General features: G+C 49.0%; 23 protein-coding genes and 1 pseudogene. 20 read left to right on the top strand and 4 right to left on the bottom strand.

Annotation, left to right across the window (positions count from 1 at the left end):
* Nucleotides 1-113: 113 nt before the first annotated feature.
* Complete coding sequence (locus ACGHVY_RS13755; protein WP_007664617.1) at nt 114-1,400, bottom strand: IS1380-like element ISBaov1 family transposase; 1,287 nt, start codon at nt 1,398-1,400, stop codon at nt 114-116.
* 139 nt (nt 1,401-1,539) lie between these two features.
* Between ACGHVY_RS13755 and ACGHVY_RS13750 the strand changes: the two are divergent.
* The 4 genes and pseudogenes from ACGHVY_RS13750 to ACGHVY_RS13735 form a co-directional block, all read left to right on the top strand.
* Nucleotides 1,540-2,037: pseudogene (locus ACGHVY_RS13750) on the top strand (SIS domain-containing protein); the annotation flags it as partial.
* The gene (locus ACGHVY_RS13745) at nt 2,034-2,222 is read left to right on the top strand and encodes a hypothetical protein (protein WP_005816226.1); all 189 of its coding nucleotides are present in this window, start codon (nt 2,034-2,036) and stop codon (nt 2,220-2,222) included. The pseudogene ACGHVY_RS13750 and the gene ACGHVY_RS13745, both read left to right, overlap by 4 nt.
* Before the next feature lie 234 nt (nt 2,223-2,456).
* On the top strand, nt 2,457-3,599 hold the full coding sequence (locus ACGHVY_RS13740; RefSeq protein ID WP_007897423.1) for an ImmA/IrrE family metallo-endopeptidase: 1,143 nt from the start codon (nt 2,457-2,459) through the stop codon (nt 3,597-3,599).
* A complete protein-coding gene (locus ACGHVY_RS13735) occupies nt 3,590-4,147 on the top strand; it encodes a DUF4411 family protein (RefSeq protein ID WP_005816230.1) in 558 nt (185 codons plus the stop codon). Before ACGHVY_RS13740 ends, ACGHVY_RS13735 begins: the two co-directional genes overlap by 10 nt.
* A 162-nt stretch (nt 4,148-4,309) precedes the next feature.
* Here the strand turns inward: ACGHVY_RS13735 and ACGHVY_RS13730 are convergent, their stop codons facing one another.
* Nucleotides 4,310-4,939, bottom strand: a complete 630-nt coding sequence (locus ACGHVY_RS13730; RefSeq protein WP_007837448.1) for a M23 family metallopeptidase — start codon at nt 4,937-4,939, stop codon at nt 4,310-4,312.
* 220 nt (nt 4,940-5,159) lie between these two features.
* Here ACGHVY_RS13730 and ACGHVY_RS13725 point away from each other — a divergent pair, with 220 nt between their 5' ends.
* From ACGHVY_RS13725 to ACGHVY_RS13650, 16 genes are all read left to right on the top strand, one after another.
* Entirely contained in the window at nt 5,160-5,921 is a 762-nt protein-coding gene (locus ACGHVY_RS13725; protein ID WP_005816235.1) for a DUF4099 domain-containing protein, read from the top strand.
* Nucleotides 5,922-5,944: 23 nt separating this feature from the next.
* Nucleotides 5,945-6,169 carry a hypothetical protein gene (locus tag ACGHVY_RS13720; protein ID WP_390552354.1) on the top strand — a complete coding sequence of 75 codons (225 nt, stop codon included), beginning with the start codon at nt 5,945-5,947 and terminating at the stop codon, nt 6,167-6,169.
* Nucleotides 6,170-6,206: 37 nt separating this feature from the next.
* Nucleotides 6,207-7,802: a hypothetical protein gene (locus tag ACGHVY_RS13715; protein WP_005816239.1), complete on the top strand. Its 1,596-nt coding sequence runs from the start codon at nt 6,207-6,209 to the stop codon at nt 7,800-7,802.
* Nucleotides 7,803-7,832: 30 nt separating this feature from the next.
* A complete protein-coding gene (locus ACGHVY_RS13710) occupies nt 7,833-8,975 on the top strand; it encodes a toprim domain-containing protein (RefSeq protein WP_005816242.1) in 1,143 nt (380 codons plus the stop codon).
* Nucleotides 8,972-9,457, top strand: a complete 486-nt coding sequence (locus ACGHVY_RS13705) for a PH domain-containing protein (RefSeq protein ID WP_005816244.1) — start codon at nt 8,972-8,974, stop codon at nt 9,455-9,457. The genes ACGHVY_RS13710 and ACGHVY_RS13705 overlap by 4 nt, the downstream gene beginning before the upstream one ends.
* Nucleotides 9,438-10,139, top strand: coding sequence for a hypothetical protein (locus ACGHVY_RS13700; RefSeq protein ID WP_005816246.1), 702 nt, complete (start codon nt 9,438-9,440; stop codon nt 10,137-10,139). Before ACGHVY_RS13705 ends, ACGHVY_RS13700 begins: the two co-directional genes overlap by 20 nt.
* 17 nt (nt 10,140-10,156) lie before the next feature.
* Nucleotides 10,157-10,840, top strand: coding sequence for a hypothetical protein (locus ACGHVY_RS13695; RefSeq protein WP_005816248.1), 684 nt, complete (start codon nt 10,157-10,159; stop codon nt 10,838-10,840).
* Nucleotides 10,841-10,933: 93 nt separating this feature from the next.
* Nucleotides 10,934-11,596 (top strand): hypothetical protein, encoded by a 663-nt coding sequence (locus tag ACGHVY_RS13690; RefSeq protein ID WP_005816251.1) that lies wholly within the window; start codon nt 10,934-10,936, stop codon nt 11,594-11,596.
* Nucleotides 11,597-11,611: 15 nt separating this feature from the next.
* On the top strand, nt 11,612-12,433 hold the full coding sequence (locus ACGHVY_RS13685; RefSeq protein WP_005816253.1) for a M23 family metallopeptidase: 822 nt from the start codon (nt 11,612-11,614) through the stop codon (nt 12,431-12,433).
* Nucleotides 12,434-12,465: 32 nt separating this feature from the next.
* Nucleotides 12,466-12,738 carry a hypothetical protein gene (locus ACGHVY_RS13680; RefSeq protein WP_007897422.1) on the top strand — a complete coding sequence of 91 codons (273 nt, stop codon included), beginning with the start codon at nt 12,466-12,468 and terminating at the stop codon, nt 12,736-12,738.
* Nucleotides 12,739-12,747: 9 nt separating this feature from the next.
* Nucleotides 12,748-14,547, top strand: coding sequence for a hypothetical protein (locus ACGHVY_RS13675; protein WP_005816255.1), 1,800 nt, complete (start codon nt 12,748-12,750; stop codon nt 14,545-14,547).
* Nucleotides 14,548-14,629: 82 nt separating this feature from the next.
* Nucleotides 14,630-17,086, top strand: coding sequence for a zincin-like metallopeptidase domain-containing protein (locus ACGHVY_RS13670; RefSeq protein ID WP_390552356.1), 2,457 nt, complete (start codon nt 14,630-14,632; stop codon nt 17,084-17,086).
* 4 nt (nt 17,087-17,090) lie between these two features.
* Nucleotides 17,091-18,647 (top strand): glucosaminidase domain-containing protein, encoded by a 1,557-nt coding sequence (locus ACGHVY_RS13665; RefSeq protein ID WP_390552357.1) that lies wholly within the window; start codon nt 17,091-17,093, stop codon nt 18,645-18,647.
* The gene (locus ACGHVY_RS13660) at nt 18,644-18,826 is read left to right on the top strand and encodes a hypothetical protein (protein ID WP_005816263.1); all 183 of its coding nucleotides are present in this window, start codon (nt 18,644-18,646) and stop codon (nt 18,824-18,826) included. The genes ACGHVY_RS13665 and ACGHVY_RS13660 overlap by 4 nt, the downstream gene beginning before the upstream one ends.
* Nucleotides 18,827-18,898: 72 nt before the next feature.
* Nucleotides 18,899-19,504 carry a hypothetical protein gene (locus ACGHVY_RS13655; protein WP_005816265.1) on the top strand — a complete coding sequence of 202 codons (606 nt, stop codon included), beginning with the start codon at nt 18,899-18,901 and terminating at the stop codon, nt 19,502-19,504.
* A gap of 6 nt (nt 19,505-19,510) precedes the next feature.
* A complete protein-coding gene (locus ACGHVY_RS13650; RefSeq protein ID WP_005816267.1) occupies nt 19,511-21,433 on the top strand; it encodes a zincin-like metallopeptidase domain-containing protein in 1,923 nt (640 codons plus the stop codon).
* 106 nt (nt 21,434-21,539) lie between these two features.
* Here the strand turns inward: ACGHVY_RS13650 and ACGHVY_RS13645 are convergent, their stop codons facing one another.
* Complete coding sequence (locus ACGHVY_RS13645; RefSeq protein WP_005816269.1) at nt 21,540-21,905, bottom strand: DUF2958 domain-containing protein; 366 nt, start codon at nt 21,903-21,905, stop codon at nt 21,540-21,542.
* Between the two features lie 2 nt (nt 21,906-21,907).
* On the bottom strand, nt 21,908-22,201 hold the full coding sequence (locus ACGHVY_RS13640; RefSeq protein ID WP_005816271.1) for a hypothetical protein: 294 nt from the start codon (nt 22,199-22,201) through the stop codon (nt 21,908-21,910).
* Nucleotides 22,202-22,279: the final 78 nt, after the last annotated feature.

The following is a 22,279-nucleotide window of genomic DNA, read 5'->3' as shown; positions in this document are numbered from 1 at the left end:
ACTGAATTATTAGATAAATTGAGGCTGAAATACCCACTTCTGCCTACAATACCCCCTTACCCCACAATGCGACTTGAGACAATACGCAGTATCATACCCATAAGTTGTAGTCGTCATCCAAAATCAGTCTGGAATACATCTGCGTAAGCATTATTACAGGTATAGATATTCAGCACATACCACCTTGATGTTCTGATCCATTTGGCTGGTACAGAGACAAATCTGAAGACAAACGCTTTTATGCGACTTGTTTTATTGGGTCCGAACCTCTTTACGTCAAGTCTTTGGATAATGACCTTGTAGAAGTTACGGATAAGTGCTGTAAGAAGAAGGAACACTGTGTTCTCTGCCATGAAGGATTTGGGCAATCTGGACCATCCGAAACCATTGTTCATGTCATCGAAGATGCGCTCCTTTCCTCCGCGGAGGTTATAGAACTCGACAATCTCTCTTACGGAAGGCTCGTAGTCGTTGGTCAGGATGCAGCGGTATGTGTATTCTCCTTCCCAGAGGTCAAGCTCACCGTCCATCCGTTTCCGCCTTTGAATCACAAGCCGGTATGTCTTGCCTTTCCACTTCTCTACAAGAATGGAATTCAGCTCAAACTCAATGCCGTTGATTTCTCCCCTCTTCCAGCCTCTGAGAGCGAAGAGGTCATTGTAGAGCGAACTACAGCGGTTGGCACGGATATAGAAGGTCTTGCAGTGGGTGGCAACCTCTTCCACGATCTCTTCAGAGCACGAGCCGCAATCAGCTCTGAAACGATTGATAACAAGATTGTTCTGTTCAAACCTTTCGAAGAATCTCTTCAGCGTGTCCTTCTGATGGAAACGGACGTTTGTGTTGCCGTCGCTGTTCTCAATGCCGACAATCAAATCTCCAATAACCGCCACACCTGGTCGATAACCAAGGAACTTCTTGTATGTATGCTTTGCATCATATTTCTCTGTTTCTATGAACTGGTGGTCGAAATCAACATCATACATCTCACCCTCTTTCAGCTGACCAGCTGCACACATACAATTGAGCAGTAAGGTATTGAGGGTGTCAGCCGTATTGAAATCGTAGTTCTTACCCGTATCTGACGTGTATGAAATGTTCTCCTGCGTCAGTTCCTTTATCGCTCTGAGGATAGTGTCAGAGCTGCAGGTACGAAGTGTCGGATGAAGCGAGAGATGGGGCATCAAATGAGTTGTGACATCCTCAATACATGAGCCGCCACAGAAGTAGATGCTCATGAGAGAACGGATGATTTCGCTGTATTGATAACCATACAGCCTGCATCTTAGACCGAGGGTTGTGTCAATTACATATGACAATGTGGAGTCAAATTGCTCCATCATTGCAAATATTCCTCCAAAAGGAGTGAGTTTCTCAGATTTTATTGCTTTCTTTGCCATGTCTGTCGGGTTTGATACATATTTTGATTTGCAACACTAAGATAGGTGAAAAATCTGACATGACAAAATCCTGAGCAACTTTTTGTTGCTCAGGTACTTAAAAAGTTATATTTATAATAGTGTTGCGGAATTAAGGTATATAAAAGATGTGTTGGGACTTGCTGACAAAATCAAGAACTTGTCGAAGATATACACCTATGCCCGCAACTTCCTTTATCTCGGTCGTGGGTACAACTACCCCACCGCCCTTGAAGGTGCGTTGAAGCTGAAAGAAATATCCTATATCCATGCGGAGGGTTATCCTGCTGCGGAAATGAAGCATGGACCGATTGCACTTGTAGATAGCGAGATGCCCACGGTGGTCATTGCTCCAACGGACTCGCTGTATGACAAGATAATCAGTAATGTAAGGCAGGTGAAGGCGCGTGGCGGTACGGTTGTCGCCATCATTACCAAGGGCAATGACGCAATGAAGGACATCGCCGACCATTGCCTTGAAGTGCCCGACGTACCCGAATGCCTTACACCTCTCGTTGTTTCCGTCCCATTGCAGTTGCTGGCCTATTACATCGCCATCAACAAGGATAGGAATGTTGACCAGCCAAGAAACCTTGCTAAATCAGTTACCGTAGAATGAATAGAATATTATCACTTATTGTTACCATCCTCTTTGCGTTGTGCATTGAGGCTGGCATCTTTATGCTTATTGCCCACTGGTGGGGCATGACTGCGGCCATTACCGTGATAGCCATTGAATGTGTGTTAGCCTTATGGACAGTTTACGAAATGAGACATGCGAGTGATGAACCAGTTGATGAATAACATTGCAGGCTGTGGTTAGAACGAAAAAGGCTAAAAACAAAAGGACGGGTCGATGATTCGTCCTATTTTTGTGTCTTTTTGGTGGCGAAATGTAGCGATTTAGCAAAATAAACATAAATTCCAGTGATATTCAGCATGAAAATTCGCCCATTTAAGTGAAAATGTGTAATTTTGCAACGCAAAATTGTGCCTAAGCATTTGCATCAAAACAACAATAGTTCAATCGAGGCTGATATGAAAGTAGAGATTAACAAGAAACGTTTAGAATACCTGCTGGCATTATACAAGATGTCGGTGGATGACTTGTTGTCTCTTCTGAACAAAGGCAGGAAACGGATAACAGGAGCCGCAGACATCAGTGGAGATTCTATTGATTTGGGGGTGTTGAAGCGTATAGGTGAGATATTCGACAAAGAAGTCAGTTTCTTTCAAGACTATTCTAAGTTGTCAACCAATGCAAGCAGCAGTATCTTCTTCCGCAAGACCTCATTCGGAACAGAGCTGAACTTGGAGTCGATCCGTACTGTAAACCGATTCGAGAGTCTGAAAAACGCTTTGGATGCATACAACAAACTGTCGCAACTGGATGTGAAGTTTGACATAGAACACTACACCCTACAAGATGACCCTAAGACAGTAGCCGTACGTGCAAGAGATTTTTTTTATCCCGGGGAAACTGTCAATCATAGGCAGTTTCTTGTGAAGATGATAGAAAAAATCGCCGATCATGGCATTTTTGTCTTTGAATACATAGAGACATGGAACAAGAAAGAGAAAACCAACATTGACGGTTTTTACCTTAAGCCCAATGTGATAGTGCTTAAGCATCATAAGCATTACAAGCGAGAAATATTCACTCTGGCGCATGAATTGGGGCATTGTCTATTGGGGATTGAAGAAGTGGAGTCGGTGGACATGATGGACATCTCGGCACAGACTTCATACAGTGATGTCGAAAGATGGTGCAATGATTTTGCATATCAGTTCATTATGGGACAAGAAGCAGAAACACTTGCTAACATAGCATGTGTAGATTCCCGTAACGACTACTGCATTGACCTCTTCAAGGCTATCAGTGCACGGACGCACATTAGCCGTCTTGCCTTATATACAAGGATGTATATCGACAGGAAAATCAGCTATTCGAGCTACAGCAATGTCAAGAGTGAATTGGCAGAGGAATACAGAAGAAGAGAGGAACAGGAAAAGTTGAAAAACTCTGAGAAGAGAGGCGGGCGAACACCAAAGCCCATCATTTCTCCGCTATTCTTGAAAACCATGCAATATGCCTATTTCAATGGAGTGGTCAACGAGACCACTTTCTGTTCGAGACTCAATGTCAAACCAGCAAATTTTGAGAGGGAGTTATGGCGATAGTTGTTGATACATGCTCATTGGTGATGATTGCCAAGAATTATCTTCCCTTGGATAAGGACGGACAGTTGTACTCATTCCTGGAAGAGGCGTTCTCCCGCAAGGATTTGATGCTACTTGATGTGATTCTGGATGAATCAAAACGCACCTCCAAAGGAATTGCAGTTGAAAAGATGCCTTTCCTCAAAGACAAGAAATTGGTCATTCCGACAAAGGATCTATTTCCATGTGCCCCAGAGAGATTCAGCAACATGATAGACAACAATTTCTGTGTAAGACTGAAGAAGCAGGAACTGACTGAAGAAGAATACATAGAGCAAAAGGAAGAATACCTTAAAACAGGTGATGCTAAGATTATCATTTATGCACTGAATGTACGACACTCGGACGCTATCCATCTGGAAGAGATGCAAGTAATGACGGAGGAAACAAGGCAGCAGAATGACGGTAAGTTGTTCAAGAAACTTCCTTTGTTGTGTGAGCAGATAGGGATTGGAACACTAACCGTTTCAGAATATCTGCATAGAAACGGGTTCTTTATTGACAAATAGCATAGATATTAGTATCATCTTATGACATCTTTCACGAAATCATATTATATTCGTGAATAAAACACTTGTTTTTCAAGAATAGAAATTGTTGAGGATTAGATATTTAAGACATTATTGCAATGCGGAAGGGGTGATGTGAACGACAAAAGACAAGGCGTTCTATTAGAGTGGATGCTTGATAAGATTGAGAAGAATGGACGGGTCGATGGCTCGTCCTTTTTTTGTGTCTTTGAGTGTGAGGTGCAGGTGGGGACCAGTACTGCGACCACTGTTGCCTGTCAGCGCGATGATGATGCCGGGACGGACGTGGGTGCCTTTGGTGACGAGAGTTTGGGAGAGGTGGCAATAGCTGACGGTGAAGTCGCCGTGACGGAGGGTGACATAGAGGCCTGAACGTTTGTCCTTGCCTACCTTGATGACCTCGCCGTGCATCATGGCGTATGTGGGTTCGTAATTTGCCTTCAAATCAAGCCCGTTGTGTAGGGCTTTTCTTTTTGTAAATGGGTCTCTGCGGTAGCCGAAAGGGCTGGTGACAGAGATATGACGGAGTGGACTGACAAGTGCCGTGTGGCGGTCGGTCTGCTCCGTTTGGGTTTGTAATGGGGCAAAGGCAAGAGAGTCTCGCCGCTGATGCGGCGAGCACGGAGGCAGTTGTTCGGATGTTGCGGACTGCGTCGTTTTTGGCACAGCCTTGCGGTGTACCTTAGTCTGTGTGACGGTATTGAACTGAGCGCATACTGTTGCTGATGAACAGAATATTGCTGCTATTGTGATGAGTAGAAATCGTTTCATGGTGCAAAAGTAACAAGCAATTCTTTGACTGGCATAAAGAACAAAGGGAAGACAAGAAGATTGTAACATAATATAGCAATCGAGTTTGATTTTTGAGCAGAAATCAAACTCAAATAATAATAATCGTCAAAAATAACACGCATTATCTTATGCAATTCTGCTTGTCTCTGAATAGGTATATAACTTTGCATGAGTTTAATTTCAAATTCAAAGTTAAAGTATGAAGCAAGTACGATTTGAAGAGAGCGAGGTGCCTTATCAGACACTGGCTCGTTTTGGTCTCACACAAGAGAAGATTGAAGACCTGCCCATGTGGGCGTTGGAAGATATTGGTCAGGGACGACGTTCACCGTTGCTGCCCATTCAGGTGAATAATGATGAGGGCGAGACATTGAAGAGCCGCACCCGATTTGCGTTGGTCCGTATGGAGGACGGCAAGGTGGATGTGGTCTTCTATCCGCAGTTGGAGAAATCACCATTGGAGGCTTTTACTCAGGAACAGCAGGAGGACTTGCTGGCTGGAAAGGCTATCCTTGCCGATGTTAAGGATGCTGATGGCAGGAGCAGCAAGGCTTTCGTGCAGATTGACACGGAGACCAATCAGGTGATGTCGGTACCTACGCCTGTCATCGGGCGCAACTTGGAGGTGCTGAAGGATGAACTGAAACTGAGTTCGGCAGAACTGACCGTGATGCAGAAGGGTGAGCCGCTCACGCTCATCATGGAGGACGAACAGGTGACGGTGGGTATTGACCTGAACGATAAGACCGGCATAAGGATTAATCAAGGCGACAGTCAGAAGTGGAAGGAGAACACCAAGCGAGAGTGGGACAAATACACCTTCGGGTGCTATGGCTGTTGGGTAATGGGCGATGACGGTAATCTTGACTATGTGCCTGAAGAGGAATACACGGAAGAACTTTGGAATGAGCAGAAGAAGAATGGAGAGCGCAACCGCGCCTCTTTTTCCATGCACAAATAATCTACACATAATATAATAAGTATATGGCATCAAATAAATATTATCCAAAGGATGTGCTCGTCGAGAAGATACAGAGCGGCGAGTACGGTTGGTTGGAGTATGTCAACCATCATTCTGCTGAATGGCAGGAAGAATATGAGAGCTATTGTCTGAACAACGGACTCTGCATTTGTGAAGAGAGTGCGGAGCAGTTTGTCCATCACAAAGATGAGGAACTGGAGAAGGCAATAGAGAACGGTGAAGCATGATAAATGAAGAGTGAAGAATGAAGAGTGAAGAATAAGTATGGCGATAAGAAAGAATACGAATCCCCAACAGATGGACCTGCAACCAGAGATGCGTGACTTGCTCATGCGCAATGGTATGCAGGCTCATGTGGTGAGTAATGGCAGCGGCTATCAGCTTGTGGTGCAAGGGCATGACAGTCCGCTGCTTACCTATAACATCACCGAGAAGCAGATGTTGGCTCTGACCGACTGGGGTACGAATCATGCCAACAAGTTAGCCTACAATACCTTTACGGGCATTGTGGGCAACGACTTCTATATGCCCAAGAACTTCGTTCATGCACGCAATGCCAACGGTCGTGTAGCTATGGGGCTGCACGGCTATCGTGTTGGTATCGGCGAGTATGGACGGATGGGGCGCATCGATATGCCACCACCCTTTTTAGGTTGGACACCACGCAGTCAGGAGGGATTCCATCTTCGCAGAGTTGGAGGACGATTGTTCTTCCCCGAAGCCCCGATTGTGCCTGAACGTTGGGACGGCAGAATGAAGCCTGGCGAATTGCAGAGCGGCGGTTATGGGTTCTATTATAAGGGACAGCAACAGAGTTATAGCCCTCAGCAACAGGATGTGCTGAAAGATTTGGAGGGAATCATAATGCCTTCCATCAGCCGCACGAGAAGCACGGAGCCAGCCAAGCCTTATAAGGAACTGATTACCTCGCCTGTCTATTTCACCAATGAGAAGTGGCAGGAGTGTCTGGCATCGCATGGCATCATCATTGATGAGAATGCGAAGACGCTGACCATTCAGTCGAACAGCGTCAATGCCGACATGGTGTATGACCTGACAGATGAGGAACTGAAGAAACTCACCTCCAACTCCATCAAGGAAGTGCCCGTCGTTCAACGCTTGGAACTGCTGAATGGCATCATCAAGGACGACTTTGCTGACAAAATCCTGATGGACACACTGAATAGCAAGGAGCGCATCGACCTGCATCTGCATCCCGAACTTGAACAGGAGTTGCAGCAGCGTCAGCAACAAGACGAGGAACGGTTGCTTCCGTTGGAAGAGGACGAGACTGTCAGACGTGACGTGTTGCAAGGCGATGCCATGGTGAGAGGTGAAGACCTTGCCTTGATTAATGAGAACAAGGGTTGGTATCGTGAGGGAGCGCATGGGCGTGAAGTGAAAGTCGGTGACATCATGGTGGAGAAAGTGCCTCCGATGGAGGGAGATAAGAAAGGCGAAGATAAGTATCGCATGACCGCCATTATCAATGGAGAAGCCATCACGCACGAAATCAAGCAGAAGGACTACGACAAGTTCTTGGCGGTGGATGACTACCATCGCATGAAACTCTTCTCCAAGGTTTTCAGTGAAGTGGATATGAAGACACGCCCCGAAACCAACGCCGGACTGGGCACGAAGATATTGGCGGCTCTGACGGCAGGAGCAGTCGTTACAGCAGAGGTGGCGCATGACATAAGCCACCATCATCACCATCCAGCCCCGGAGTTCTATGCAGAGCATCATGGCGGTCCACGTCCTTACTTCAAACCGGGAGTGGATTCGCCACAGGAGATTGCGGCAAGGTACTTTGAGGCAGAAGCAAATCATGTTGCCACGGAGATAAGGAGAGGATATTAACAATGTATAATTTACAATTTATAATTTATAATGAGTAGTGAACTGACATACGATGACTTTCTGGACAGGTTGAGCATACAGGAAGTACTGGTGGACGCAGGGTATCATCTGAACAAGAGAGATGGCTTGCGTTATCCGTCGTATGTGCGTACTGACAGTGAGGGCAGACGGGTGCGTGGTGATAAGTTCATTGTCACGCAGAATGGGAAATGTTGCTTCCAACCACCGCAGCAGAAGGTGTATAATGTCATTTCGTTCATCAAGGAGCATCCAGAAATGTTTTCAGAGAACAAGGTGGGAATGTCTCCTGACCGACTCGTCAACCTCGTCTGCAACCGACTGCTCAACCAACCCATAGAGGACAGACCATCGAAGATTACAGAACCAAGAAAGGACGGAAAGCCATTCAACCTGAATGACTACGACATCCACAAGTTCAATCCGCAGGACAGGGAAACGCAGAAAAGGTTTTATCCCTATTTTAAGTTCCGAGGCATCGACCTCTATACGCAGTATGCTTTTCATCGGCATTTCTGTCTGGCTACTAAGCATCGGACGGATGGACTTACCTTTGCCAACCTTGCCTTTCCGCTTGTACTGCCCAAGACACCCGACAAGACTGTGGGCTTTGAGGAACGAGGACGACCGAAGATGGACGGTAGCGGCGGTTACAAGGGCAAGGCAGAAGGAAGCAACAGCAGTGAAGGACTGTGGATTGCCAACCTCACGGGCGAGCCGTTGGATAAAGCAAGCGAAATTGTATGGTTTGAGAGTGCCTACGATGCCATGGCAGAGTATCAGATAAATCCTGTAAAGATGGTGTATGTATCTACGGGCGGCACACCCACCGAGGGACAGATGCGAGGACTTCTGTCCGTTACTCCCAACGCACGGCACTATTTGGGTTTTGACAAGGACGATGCAGGGCGGCAGTTTGTTGCAAACTTCAGGAAGGTGGCAGCAGAGATGGGCTTCCGTCACGAGCATGTGCAAGCCTATCATCCATTGGGTTGCTACAAGGACTGGAACGATGCGCTGCTCAACAAGAAATCAGCAGAACTGATTGCCAAGGGCGAACCAGATACCTTCGACTATGCCGAGTTTATCGCAGCCGGCAAGGCAGAGAAACAAAGGGAAAAAGAAGAAAAGAACACATATCATAGAAGCGTATGAGACAAGAAGATAATAGCATCATCACCTTGTGCCCCAGCATCGGACAGTTTTTCATCAACGAACTGCCTCTGTTGCTGTTGTGCGTGGCAATGCTCCTAATCGGAGGATTGCCCGGTTGTGCATATAGTACCCTGTTGCTTGTCTTCAGCCTCCTGTTCTCCCTCTGTTTACTCTACCGATTCATCTATCTGAGGAGTATCCGCTACCATATCGGGAGCGAGCAACTCATCTGTGAGCACGGAGTGTTTCAGCGGAGCGTGAACTACATGGAGTTGTACCGAGTGGTGGACTTTGCCGAGCATCAGACATTGATACAACAGTTATGCGGACTGAAAAGCGTGACCGTGTTGTCGATGGATAGAACGACACCGAAACTGGAAATGACCGGCATCAGCAACAGCTATGACGTGGTGAGTGTGATACGAACAAGAGTAGAAACGAACAAACGAAGAAAGGGCGTATATGAGATTACGAATAGATAAGATTTGGTTCATTGTCGTGGCATTGGTACTGAGCGTGCCGTCAGCCCATGCACAGATTGTGACTGCCAACCCTTTGGAATGGATGGCATTAGCAGAGGGCAACGAAGCCATCAACGGTGAGATAGAGAAGGAAATCAAAGGTCAGACCAAGACTGCCCTGTTGCAGAATACCATCGCCGCAGAGTTCACCAAGATACACGAATGGGAGAAGAAGTACAACAGTTATCTGAAAACCGCCAGTGGTTATGCCTCTTCCCTCAAAGCCTGTACCTATCTGTACGACGATGGAGTGAAGATATTCATCACCTTGTGTAAGATGCGCAAGGCCATCAACAATAATCCGCAAGGCATCGTTGCCACCCTCTCGATGAACAACCTGTATATGGAGACCGCCACGGAATTGGTGTCCGTCTTCACACTGCTGAAAGATGCAGTCGCCAAAGGAGGCAAAGAGAACATGCTGACTGGTGCGGAAAGGAGCAAGACGCTGTGGGCACTGAACGACAAGCTGAGTGCCTTCAGCAAGAAGCTGCATCGTCTTTATCTGTCTATACGATATTACACCATGACCGATGTGTGGAACGGCGTGACGGCAGGGATGATAGACCGAAGCAATGGAGAGATAGCCACCCAAGCCCTTAGCAGATGGCGCAGAGCAGGACGTATGACCATCAGTGATTAACGATAAAGGAATCAGTCATGAAGTATTTCATATCAATTGCCATTTTTATGTTTATATCATCTTTTGCAGGAGTGCGGGCGCAGAACGACCCGACTCTTGCGGGGATGATTCTGATGTACACCAACAAGGCGGAGAAAGAACTGAAGAATCAGGAGAAAGTGATGCTGCTACAATCCACCGGCCATATCTGGACCAAGGAGGAAGTGGAAGCCACTACCGACCTGCAGCGGGAGTTCAACAACTATCTGGACTCCTTCCGTTCCATCGTCAGCTATGCCGCACAGATATATGGTTTCTATCACGAGATAGGTCAGTTGGTGGACAATATGGGTGGATTGGTGGCGCAGTTGGATGCCCATCCTGCCAACGGACTTGCCGTAGCCCTGTCAGCCAAGCGCAACAAGATATACCGCGAGCTGATTATGAACAGCATCGAGATAGTTAATGACATACGCACGGTATGCCTGTCGGGCAACAAGATGACCGAGAAGGAGCGTGTGGAGATAGTCTTCGGCATCCGACCCAAACTGAAGAAGATGAACAAGCAGTTGAAGCGACTGACGAGGGCGGTGAAATACACCACCATGGGCGATGTTTGGATGGAGATAGACGAAGGGGCAAGACCCACCAAAGCGAACAAAGCCGAGATAGCAGCGGCTGCCAAGAGGCGGTGGAAGCAGGTGGGCAAGAACGTAAACTGATGGAGCAGCGAGAGCAGAGCCGAACTTGTTCGAGCTATGCCGAGTCGTGACAGAAGAAGACGAAGTCAAACCGTGATTAAAAAACGATAAGATATGGGATTTTGGAGTTCATTATTGAAATATGGTGGCAAGGCGGCACGAGGTACTGGCCATGTCATCGGAGTAACTGGAAAGACCTTAGGCAGTGCGGCACTCCACCCGCAACGCACCCTTATGGGAGCCGGCAAGGCTATGCAGACGGCCGCAGTGGGTAGTGCCGCAGGCTATGTGACATGGGAGAAGCTGACCACAGACAAGAGCGTGGCACGCATCGTAGGTGATGCTGTCATCGGCGAGAATGCCACGGAAGCGGTGGCACAAACCGCCAACGATGTGCAACGTCTGACGGGCAAGGCTGGTGAAGCCGTTGATGCGGTGAACACTGTAGCCGGAAAGATGGACACCCAGTTCAGCGGCATCAGTGATTTCTTTAGGAATATGTTCGGAGGCGTAGGATGCGACATGATAGGCAATCTCTTTGGCAATATCGGCAAGGGCAACGTGTCGGGTATGAGCATCGTCGGACTGGTGGCTGCCGCCTTCATGGTATTCGGACGCTTTGGTTGGATGAGCAAGATTGCGGGTGCCCTGCTTGGAGCGATGATCATCGGGAACAATTCTAAGGTGGCGCAAACTCTGCCTAACAGAGGCGGTACGTCTTCACATGGGCAGAACATGAAAGAAGCAGAGACCCAAAGCAGAGGGATGAAACGATAACCAATATACAGTGATATGAGATATACAGAAGAAATGATACTGCGCTCATCGAGCGGCTACTGTATGCCGTTTGAGGAGCCTATAAAGCAGGACGTGCAGATGTCCTTGGGTTACGGAGAGCAGAAAAATCCCGTGACGGGAGAAACATTCTTCCATCACGGCATAGACTTCTCAGTGAACCATTACCTGCTGTCGGCGGTGGCAACGGGAACCGTCTCTGCCATTGGGTCGGACGCGGAGCATGGCATCTACCAGACCATCCGCTACGGCAAATACGAAGTGACTTACAGGCATCTCTCCAATGTCTTCGCCAACTTCTCCCAAAGCGTCAAGGCCGGTCAGACCATCGCCATCAGTGGCGACCTGCTGCACATGGAGGTGAGGTTTGACGGAGAGGAAATCAATCCGTTGGAGTTCCTCACCATGCTCTACGGCAATATCAAGGCATTGGAGCACAATTCCCAAATGGGCATCAATGAACTGGACATGAACATCCCTTCACCCTACGACACCGACCGTCAGGAGATAGAGGCATTGATGCTCCGCTTCCTTCCCTCCTACTTCGAGGACCTTCAACAAGGAGCATACTCTCTGCCCGAACATACGGAGCAGTCGTTGAGAAACATCTTCTCGTTGGGAGCGAGCAAGCATTATTTCTACGAGACCATGCCGAGCATGGCTAATCCCTTGGGCATCGGCAACCGCTGTATGCCTTTGGCGACTAAGGTGCAGAACCTGCTCATTGCCGACTTTCTCAACTATCTTGCCATGCGACATCAGGTATATCTCTCCACGATGGACGAGGTGTTAAAAAAAAACTCCAAGAGCAAGCCCTGACGCATGACGGCATCATCGACCCTCTTGCCGACTTGGACGTGGATATCCAGAGCTTCGACATTCCGAGGATAGTGAGCGTCTATCCCGACCGGGCTGGCGTGAGATGGTGGACAAAGGCATGGTTCAATGGTAAGGAAGAGGGGGAACCCTCCGTGGAGATTGAGGAACGTATGGCCGTGCAGTTCATCCACTGCCAAGTGGACAAGGACGCATGGTTGGAGGAACACTATCCTAAGCAGATGGAGATATATCACAATGCCATCGAGCAGACAAAGGAACAGATATTACAGCAGTATAATATATAAACAAGGTATATGGCAGTTAAGAACAGTCAGCGATTCGCAGAGATAGAGCGTCTGATGGGCGACTACTTCGGGTGTCACCTTGCCCCCGTGATGGGCAGGGTGCAACGGGACTTGTCCAACAGACAGGCAGACGAGATGCGAGCCTACTCCAACAGTACGGCTGGCATCCTACGCTCATTGGCCACTGCCAATATGCCTGGTGATGACCCATACGCCACGCTGAAGATTACAGGCAAGTGGAACAGCAAGACCACCGAAGACTATCTGGCGATGTGCAAGGAGGCTATTGTCGGCAACAAGGATATGCAGCGTGACCTTGCCGTGATGGCTGAGGAATGGCGCAAGGCGGTGGTGACGGAGATAGGACGAGAGCGGTACGATGCACTCTCTAAACAACTCGGTTGTGATTTGGCATACGCCTATATCGATCACCGCATGGAGCAGCTGATGATAGAAAAAATGGTGAAAGACCGTATGCCAACATCTTCTGCCGACTATATCATCCGCAAGGCGGCACAAAGCAGTCTGTTCGGTCTGCCCTACGAACTGAACAAGTCACCCCTTGCCGCAGAGATAGAAGCCAAAGGAGAGGCAGCCTATAAGCCCTCTCGAACAGAGAAGGCAGCGGGATGGGCAGCCGGAGCGGGTGCCGATGTCGTGGCCATGGGAGGGATTGGCTCATGGGCAACCTTCGCCAAGTTTGTCGGTATCGATATGGTGATGAATGTCGGCATGGAGCACCTAAGCAAGAAAGGTAGCAGCCAAGAGGTCTGTGTCGAGGAGTGTATCAGCAAGGGAGTTTTCGGTACGGGCACCAACGTCTTCGCCTCATTCCGCAAACAGGCAAAAGTCATCAAGAACCACGAGAACAGCTATATCAAGGCTACCAACAGCCATTTCAAGAACAAGATTCCCACGAGCAATATCACTTTTATGGATTGGACGAAACAAACCGAGCAGACCTCTTTTCCTTGGAACAAAGGTACGTTCCTTGACCCTCAGAGAAACGAAGCAACCAAACGTACAGGCAAGTACAAGGATGTGCCCTTGATAGTTGCGCCTGGACAGGAAGACGAGTATCTGGAGGTTAAGGCGAGACTGGATGCAGAGGCTGAGAAGGAGAAGAAGGCAGAACCGAAAGAAACTCCTGATTCATCGACTGAAGAGGCAACACCATCTGTAGTCCAGCAGGAGGAAACAGCCTTACAAACAAACGAAAATGGATGGGACGGGCTGTTGCAGAGTTTTGGACTGAACGGCTTTTCAGACATCGGCAAGAACCTTGGTTATGTGTTGGCGATGCTGCCCGATGTACTGGTGGGACTGTTCACTGGCAAGACAAAATCGCTGAATATGGACAATAGCCTCCTTCCTTTGGCCTCTATCGTGGCTGGAATGTTCGTGAAGAATCCTATACTGAAGATGCTGTTGATGGGTATGGGAGGTGCCAATCTGCTCAACAAAGCGGGACATGAGGTGCTGGGCAGGAAACAGCAGGAAGGCATTGCACCTACAGTTAGTCCTGCTGCATCTCGCATTCAGTACCGCCAATATCCTGATGAACCACTCAATCCTCGTATCAGCAACCCGATGCTGCAAGGGCGGTGTCTCGTTGCCAACATTGACCATGTGCCTTGTACCATTCAACTGCCTGACAGTGTGATTGGGGCGCATCAGTCGGGGGCATTGCCGCTGAATACATTGGCTAACGCCATACTTGCCAAGAACGACCAGATGCGACAGATGGCAGCAATGCAGTACGAAGAGCAGGCACGGGAGAGCGTGGTGCGACCGAGGGGAATACAGTGAAGCCCGACAACAAAATTGTCGGGAACGGTGGCTTGGTAAGCCAATTATAGAATGTGATTGAGATAAACAAAAAGATAAAAGCATGAAAGAGAAATCAGAATTTGAGAAGCGGACGGCGGAGAAGCAGGTGTCGCTGCTCACTGAGGCACTGACGAGTGCGGTGGATGCCAAGGGACATTGGTTGAATGCAAGCGGCAAACTCTATCCGAAGCTCTATCCCAAGGGCTTTTCGGTCAGTCCGTTCAATGCCCTTGTCCTTGCCCTTGACTCCGATGCCAAGGGTTGCAAGAGCAATCTGTTTACGCAGTTCTCCGAAGCGAAGGCACGGGGTGAGAGCGTGAGGGAGCATGAGAAAGGTGTGCCGTTCCTGTATTACAATTGGAATAAGTACGTCAACCGCAACAATCCCGACGATGTCATCACCAAGGAGGCATACGCAGAACTGTCGGAACAGGACAAACAGCAGTACAAGGGAGTGAAAAACCGTGAGATCCGTGTGCTGTTCAATATCGACCAGACGCTACTGCCTATGGCTAACGAAACAGCCTACACTACGGCATTGAAGAAGGATGGCACGGTGGAGGATAGAGGTTATGGCGACAAGGAGGACAAGCAGCTGCATGGGTGCGTCAACGGATTCCTTCAGAAGATGAAGGACAACCTCGTGAATGTACGTCAGGACGGCACGGGTGTGGCGCACTACGACACCGAGAAGGATGTCATCTACCTGCCACGGCAGCGTGACTTCGAGCACTACAATGACTATGTACAGGAGATGATGCGTCAGTTGGTGTCTGCCACCGGTCATCAGCAGCGGTTGGCACGTGAGGGCATGGTCATGAAGAACGGCAAAGCCCCGTCGGAGGATGCCGTGAAGAAGGAACGACTCATCACTGAGATAGCTTCGGGCGTGAAGATGCTCGAACTGGGACTGCCTGCCCGTCTGTCAAAGGACAGCCTTAGCATGGTGGACTATTGGACGAGGGAACTGAAGGAAGACCCTTGTCTGATTGATGCCATCGAGAGTGAGGTGAACGGTGCGCTGAAGGTGTTGAAGAAAGCCGAACTGGGTGAAAAGGTGGAGTATGCCACCGACCAGCATCAGCGAGAGACGGCGCAGATACAGGTGCAGTTGCCCAACCACTACTTCGTAGCAGACGAAATCAAGCAGCATCCCAACGAGGAGCAGCGTACTGTGGTCATCGTGCGTGATGATGCCAGCAAGACCGCCGATGTGGTGCTGCCACAGGGTGCATCGTTGGAGGTGAACAACGAGATCAAGGGCATGAACAAGCAACGCTTCACCAATGCCTTGCAGAAAGAGGGTTATGACAACGTGCGTTTCTACAATCCCGACGGAGCCTTGGGCTTCCGTCCCGACGACAGTTATTTCGCCGACAAGAAAATCACGGTATCAAGACTGCGCAACTGGTCTATCGAAGACCTATCCTCGTTGGATGCTTCTGAGGCCGTAACCCACAGCCGTGACATCGGTTTCGACAATGTGCAGTTGGTAAAGGATGACAAGGAGCGGTGGGCATTGTACATCAAGCCCGAAGGTAAGGAGGGCTTTGCCGTCTATCCCGACAAAGGAGACCTCAATCATTTCTTCACCACCTTGAAGCAGTCGATGGACAACATCGAGCGTGTGCGTGAGGAACTGGCACAGAAGTATTATGCTATGGCAGAGGCGAAACCCGACCTGAAGGTGGACATCTTCGGAGGTAATGAGCAGGAGGTTGATTTGAACCGCATCCAGCGTGTGGCAGTATTCCGTGCCAAATCGGGCGAATGCCTGTGTGCAGCCACTATTGACGGCAAGAAGTTGCAGCCGAGAAGTGTCAGTCCGTCACAATGGCAACGATTGTGGGTGGCTCCTGACAGGGATTCCTACAAGCAGAACCTTGCCGCCTCGCTGTTTGCTGATGTATTGCAGAAAGACAACAATGTCGAGCAAAGTACACAAGAGAAGCAGGAAGAAGCGACGGAGGTGAAGCAAGCGGAGACGGCAATTGTCGATAAGCATGATGAACAGAAGGAAGTGGTACTTAAGGAAGATAAAAGCTCTGAACAAAGGGAAGAGAAGAAACAAGAGGAAAAGAAAGAAGAAAAGAAGGATGAAAAGGCTGTCAAGGCTGCTGTCTCTCCCCTTGTCCAACAATATCTTGACTTGAAGAAGAAGCATCCTGATGCCATTCTTTTGTTTCGCTGCGGTGACTTCTATGAGACCTACAAGGATGATGCGGTGAAGGCATCCAAAATATTGGGTATTACGCTGACAAAGAGCAATGGGCGCAAGGATGATGAAGGCAAGCCGTTGGCAATGGCAGGATTCCCATATCATGCCCTCGACACCTATCTGCCGAAGCTCATTCGTGCTGGTGAACGGGTGTCCATCTGTGACCAGTTGGAAATGCCGAAGCAGACAACATCATCGAAGCGTGGAATTACGGAGATGGTGTCACCTGGAAAAGAGACAGGAAAGCAGATGGCACAGGAAAGTCAAGAAACAGAACAACACACCAGTCTAAGGAGATAGGCTTATGGGAAAGAACGCAGCGTATGCCGCACAATATGCGGAGGAAGCCAAAGAACAGATGCGGATGTATGGGATTCCTGCCTCCGTCATCTTGGCGCAAGCCATACTGGAGAGCAGCAACGGACAGAGCCAACTGTCGCGCGAATGCAACAACCACTTTGGCATCAAGGCTACGGCATCGTGGTTGAAGAATGGCGGAGAGTATGGAGTCTATACGGATGATAGGCCCAACGAGAAATTCTGTAAGTACAAAAGCGTGGGTGACAGTTATGAGCATCACTCGCAGTTCCTGAAGCAGAACAAGCGTTATGCGCAGTGCTTCACGCTGTCGCCTGACGACTACAAGGGATGGACGAAGGGCATTGAGCGTGCCGGCTATGCCACGGGCGGCGGTTATGCTGCAAGTCTGCAGCGCATCATTGAAGCCAACGGACTGGACAAGTATGACAGTGAGGTGATGGCTGAGATGCGGGCAGAAGGTCGGTCGTTCGGGGTGGAGAATAATCCTCGTAGAGAAATGCCTGCTGCCCATGTACCGCAGTCTGCCGGGTATTCCTTTCCTGTGGAGCGAGAGGAGTTTCTCTTCATCACCTCGCCTTTCGGCAATCGCCAGGATCCGATGGATGCCACCAAGCAGCAGATGCACAAGGGCATTGACATCAAGACGAACCATGAGGCGGTGTTGGCCACGGAGAACGGCGGCAAGGTGGTGGCGGTGAACCATAATGCGAACACGGCAGGAGGGAAATCCGTCACCGTGGAATACAGCCGTGAGGATGGCAGCAAGGTGCAATGCTCCTACCTGCATCTGTCTGACATAGCAGTAAAGGTAGGTGACGTGGTTAATGCCAGTCAGAAGTTGGGGGTGTCGGGAAATACCGGCACCAGAACCACTGGCGAGCATCTGCATTTCGGAGTGAAGAGTGTATCGGCTGACGGCTCAAAAAGGGATATGGATCCAGCCGCTTATCTGGCAGAAATCGGACAGAAAGGCAACATCAAGCTACAGGCCCTGCATAACGGCAATGACCTGTTGGCAAAATACAAGAGCAATGCGCCACAGGAGCAGAAGGTTTCGTCGGAGGACTGGATGAAGAAAATCCTTTCCTCGGAGGACAGCGGCGTGGGCATTTCGGGAACGAATGACCCTATACTCGACATGGCGATGACCACCTTCATGTCGCTGATGATGTTGGCAGCGCAGATTGACAGCAATGATGAGGAACGACAAAAAGGACTTATCTCTGCCATGGCAGCCAACCGGCTCGTAGATTTGACCTCGCTTCTTCCAGGCATGAGGCAATGCACCATTACTGTGGGTGAGAACGGCAAGACTGTGCTTCATGCAGAGAGCGGTACGGTGAAGATTGACCGTGAACTGACCTCCTCGGAGATGAACCGCCTGTCGCTCATTTTGGGCAATGCCAATCTGTCGGAAGAAAGCAAACGGACGAAGATTGCGGGAATGGTGACAGGCATCGTGGCGACACAGCAGGCTTCGCAGAACTTCGAGCAAGGGATGGAGGCTGAGAGTCAACAACAAAATCTGCAAAGGAAATGAAAAGGATAGCAAGTCATCTGTGTACATTGCTGGTGGGTATGGTAGCTGTGGCAGGACACTTCATGCTTACCCAATGGCTTTTCGGTCAGACCGTGGCCATCATCTATCTCGGCTTCCAACTTATCATAGCAGCGTGGATAGTCTATGAACTGATACGTGCGCTAGTATATGATGATTGAAAAGAGATTATTGTCATTGCTAAGACATTTCACTTGGACGATGGATATGTATAATTCAAATAGTATCGAGCAATGATCAAATGTAATGTAACAGTGTGCGGAACGGTCAGCAAGGCTGCGACCTGCCGCACGAACAAGGAGGGCAAGGCATTCGTGAGCTTTGCCATGAACGTAGTCATTCCAGCGAAGAGCGGGATTAACAAGACCATCGAGGTGTCGGTCATCAAAGATGGGACACTGACGGAGGTGGGCAGCTGCAACATCGGCGAACGCATTGAGGTAGCCGGTGTATTGGTACCAAGAAAATGGGGCGATGTCCTTTATTTCAACCTGTCGGCAAGCAGCATCAGCCACCAGCCTGACGAGGCAGAGGACTGCATCAAGGGCGTGATGGAGTTCCGCGGCAAGGTGGGCAAGAGCATTGAGGACAAGACGGACAAGAATGGTGTGCCGTACTGCCAGTTCTCCGCTTTCAGCGCAGAGAAAGTACAGGACGGATTTGAATACATCTGGGTAAGTTTCTTCCTATTCGATGGCAAATGCGAGGCATGGCTGCAACCAGGCGTGAAAGCGAACATCAAAGGGGCATTGTCTGTCAGTGTCTTCAATGACAAACTGGACTTCTCCTGCCGAGTGTCTGAAATGAGCGAATATGTTCCGCAGCCCTATAATGGTTAATTGACTATGGGAAAGCCTTATGCTAAGGAAGGTCCGAGTGCCGAAGACAAGGCACTCGACCTGTTTGCCGATATGATGATTGAGCGTATTCAGTCGCTGTCGGGCAAAGACGGATGGAAAAAGCCCTGGTTTACTGAAGGTGCGTTGCAATGGCCGAAAAACCTGAACGGACGAGAATATAATGGCATGAACGCTATGATGTTGCTCCTGCATTGCGAGAAGGAGGGTTACAAGATTCCTCGCTTCTGTACCTTCGACCGCATACAGCAGTTTAACAAAACTGGCAAGAAAGACGAGGAACAGAAGCCCCGTGTGTCAGTACTGAAAGGTGAGCATTCTTTCCCCGTGATGCTCACCACGTTTACGGTGGTCAATAAGGAAACAAAGGAACACATCAAGTGGGAGGACTACAAACTGCTCTCTCAGGAAGAGCGCGAAAAGTACAATGTATATCCAAAGCTTCAGACTTACCATGTCTTCAATGTGGCGCAGACCAACCTGAAGGAGGTCAGACCAGAGTTTTGGGAGAAACTGGAACAGGAATACTCGATGCCCAAGGTAGAGAAGGACGAGCAGTTTGCCTTTGAACCCGTGGATAGGATGATAGCGGACAACCGTTGGATATGTCCCATCAAACCGATGTTCGGTGATTCCGCCTATTTCTCCATCAGCAAGAATGAGATTGTGATGCCTGAGAAAAGGCAGTTCAAGGATGGGGAGTCTTTCTACTCGAACCTTTTCCACGAGATGGGACACTCCACGGGTGCGGAGGGACAGTTAGACCGCATCAAGCCCGCTACCTTCGGCTCGGCAGAGTATGCACGCGAGGAACTGGTGGCAGAACTGACGGCTGCGCTGACCGCTCAGCGGTATGGCATGACAAAGCATCTGAAAGGAGATTCGGCTGCCTATTTGAAGTCTTGGCTGGATTCGCTGAAGGAGTCGCCGCAGTTCATCAAGACCACGCTACTCGATGTGAAAAAAGCTACCTCAATGCTCACGCAGCATATCGACAAGATTGCTATGGAGATAGACCAGGAGAAAAAGGCTGAGCAGGAAAACGGGCAAGGGAAAAGTTATCTATCCATAGATGACGGCGACCATGCAGTCTTGGCATATAATGGTTCTGCTGTATATATCCAGCATCATGAGAAGGAGGACTCTGTAAAGATTGCTGTGCCGACGAGTAACGGTCTGGAAGTGAAACTCTCTGTTCCTTACGACCACGGCAAAGACCTTGACACCAATTATCAGGAGGCTTTTGCCCAGTACAAAAGCCTGACAGAGCCTTCACAATCGAAAGAAAACGTCTATTATGCCTCCATCGCCTATCTCCAATCAACGGATGACACATCGGAACTGGATAAGCTAAAGGAGAAAGGTGACTATCAAGGACTGCTGACGCTTGCCAAGGAATACTATGACGGGAACGGCATGGACGAGGAGCAGACCTACAGGAAGCCGTGCCAGAACAGAGGCGATGACCTGCTAATAGAGGACAAGGACTTTGCAGTGGTCTATAACGGGAGTGTCGGCGGTACGTATGAGGTGTTCCTGAAGCATACGGAGCAAGAAGTGCGTGACCATATCACTCGCTATGGCATAGGACGTGCCAGTGAGGACGTGAAGGCTGTGGCGAGGGAGATGACCGCCGAAGAGTTTTCGGAATTGGCGCAGCGAAAAATGCCGATATTCCAAATGCCGAATGGTGGTTTGCTGAACCTGCAATATAACAAGGATAAGGATAGCCTGGATGTGGGGACTGTGACCAATGCAGGACTCTCTGTGAAGCATACCTTCCCTTTCAGCCACAACCATTCTATGGACGCAAACATCAGCTCTGCGTATGAGCAACTGCTTGACATGGAGGAGTACCAGAAGGAAGAGGTACAAGAGGAGCACGTTGCCAAGTCCGCTTTCCGAAGATGAGAGTAGTATCGTAGTATATACTAATCGTAGGCTTTACTACTCATAGTAGGTACTAACAATAGTCAGCCGCAAGGAGTAATGTCCCTGCGGCTGATTTAATTTGGGGTCATTCCATATTATGAAGGAATGCTTGTAAATCCTCGTCTGGAATGCTCTTCAGTTTCACCGGCTTGAAGCCGTCCAACTGCTCCACTTGAAATATCTCGTCCACTCCATATTTGGAGCCATCCACCTTTACGCTCTCCATTTCATTGACGGAGGTATAGCCATACTCCGTTTCATGCAGACCGCATACGATGGTGAACAACGTGGTGTCGTTACCTTCCGGCTGTCCTTCAAGTACGAACCAACGGACGTGTCCGATGAAGAATATTGCCACACAAACGGCATCCTTGCCTTTGCCGTCCTGTGAATACAGAGGATAGGATTTCAGTATCTCCTCCAATACGGGTGTAATCAATCTGCTTGCCATAGTCAATCGTTGTTAAGTGTTCTGTAATACATTCTGTTCTCTACAAGGTGTTCGATGGCCTCTGCTGCCAATCGGCACACCCACTCGTCACGCTGGTCATAACGACCTTTTTGATAGTCGTTGGCAAGGCGTTCCAAGAAGGCAAACACCACCTTGCCCTTTTCGTTGATAAGATAGCGATGGTCATCTGCAAGGGCATTGCCTACCTTGGCGGCTGACCCCATCTGACCGTTTACGAACCGTGAGAAGCACTCGACAAATGCCTGCTCGTTTTCTGATAATCTGTGTAATTCCATACGCAAAGAAATTATTTGTTCAACTTGTTTTTCTTCCCTCCTTTTGAAGCCTTTCGGCTCCTCTTGTCGGGAACTGAT

It is taken from the genome of Bacteroides sp. f07 (assembly GCF_042854785.1).
GTDB lineage: Bacteria > Bacteroidota > Bacteroidia > Bacteroidales > Bacteroidaceae > Bacteroides.
The sequence above is the reverse complement of the archived record's forward strand: the minus strand, read 5'-3'. Positions and strand labels throughout refer to the sequence as shown.

Excerpts from the sequence above, each read along its gene's own strand:
- ACGHVY_RS13720 (WP_390552354.1), top strand. The coding sequence starts at position 5,945 with ATGGCATCAAATAAATATTATCCAAAGGATGTGCTCGTCGAGAAGATA.
- ACGHVY_RS13730 (WP_007837448.1), bottom strand. The coding sequence starts at position 4,939 with ATGAAACGATTTCTACTCATCACAATAGCAGCAATATTCTGTTCATCA.
- ACGHVY_RS13755 (WP_007664617.1), bottom strand. The coding sequence starts at position 1,400 with ATGGCAAAGAAAGCAATAAAATCTGAGAAACTCACTCCTTTTGGAGGA.
- ACGHVY_RS13665 (WP_390552357.1), top strand. The coding sequence starts at position 17,091 with ATGGGAAAGAACGCAGCGTATGCCGCACAATATGCGGAGGAAGCCAAA.
- ACGHVY_RS13725 (WP_005816235.1), top strand. The coding sequence starts at position 5,160 with ATGAAGCAAGTACGATTTGAAGAGAGCGAGGTGCCTTATCAGACACTG.
- ACGHVY_RS13695 (WP_005816248.1), top strand. The coding sequence starts at position 10,157 with ATGAAGTATTTCATATCAATTGCCATTTTTATGTTTATATCATCTTTT.
- ACGHVY_RS13675 (WP_005816255.1), top strand. The coding sequence starts at position 12,748 with ATGGCAGTTAAGAACAGTCAGCGATTCGCAGAGATAGAGCGTCTGATG.
- ACGHVY_RS13705 (WP_005816244.1), top strand. The coding sequence starts at position 8,972 with ATGAGACAAGAAGATAATAGCATCATCACCTTGTGCCCCAGCATCGGA.
- ACGHVY_RS13710 (WP_005816242.1), top strand. The coding sequence starts at position 7,833 with ATGAGTAGTGAACTGACATACGATGACTTTCTGGACAGGTTGAGCATA.
- ACGHVY_RS13700 (WP_005816246.1), top strand. The coding sequence starts at position 9,438 with ATGAGATTACGAATAGATAAGATTTGGTTCATTGTCGTGGCATTGGTA.
- ACGHVY_RS13650 (WP_005816267.1), top strand. The coding sequence starts at position 19,511 with ATGGGAAAGCCTTATGCTAAGGAAGGTCCGAGTGCCGAAGACAAGGCA.
- ACGHVY_RS13640 (WP_005816271.1), bottom strand. The coding sequence starts at position 22,201 with ATGGAATTACACAGATTATCAGAAAACGAGCAGGCATTTGTCGAGTGC.
- ACGHVY_RS13655 (WP_005816265.1), top strand. The coding sequence starts at position 18,899 with ATGATCAAATGTAATGTAACAGTGTGCGGAACGGTCAGCAAGGCTGCG.
- ACGHVY_RS13645 (WP_005816269.1), bottom strand. The coding sequence starts at position 21,905 with ATGGCAAGCAGATTGATTACACCCGTATTGGAGGAGATACTGAAATCC.
- ACGHVY_RS13745 (WP_005816226.1), top strand. The coding sequence starts at position 2,034 with ATGAATAGAATATTATCACTTATTGTTACCATCCTCTTTGCGTTGTGC.
- ACGHVY_RS13670 (WP_390552356.1), top strand. The coding sequence starts at position 14,630 with ATGAAAGAGAAATCAGAATTTGAGAAGCGGACGGCGGAGAAGCAGGTG.
- ACGHVY_RS13690 (WP_005816251.1), top strand. The coding sequence starts at position 10,934 with ATGGGATTTTGGAGTTCATTATTGAAATATGGTGGCAAGGCGGCACGA.
- ACGHVY_RS13660 (WP_005816263.1), top strand. The coding sequence starts at position 18,644 with ATGAAAAGGATAGCAAGTCATCTGTGTACATTGCTGGTGGGTATGGTA.
- ACGHVY_RS13685 (WP_005816253.1), top strand. The coding sequence starts at position 11,612 with ATGAGATATACAGAAGAAATGATACTGCGCTCATCGAGCGGCTACTGT.
- ACGHVY_RS13735 (WP_005816230.1), top strand. The coding sequence starts at position 3,590 with ATGGCGATAGTTGTTGATACATGCTCATTGGTGATGATTGCCAAGAAT.
- ACGHVY_RS13740 (WP_007897423.1), top strand. The coding sequence starts at position 2,457 with ATGAAAGTAGAGATTAACAAGAAACGTTTAGAATACCTGCTGGCATTA.
- ACGHVY_RS13715 (WP_005816239.1), top strand. The coding sequence starts at position 6,207 with ATGGCGATAAGAAAGAATACGAATCCCCAACAGATGGACCTGCAACCA.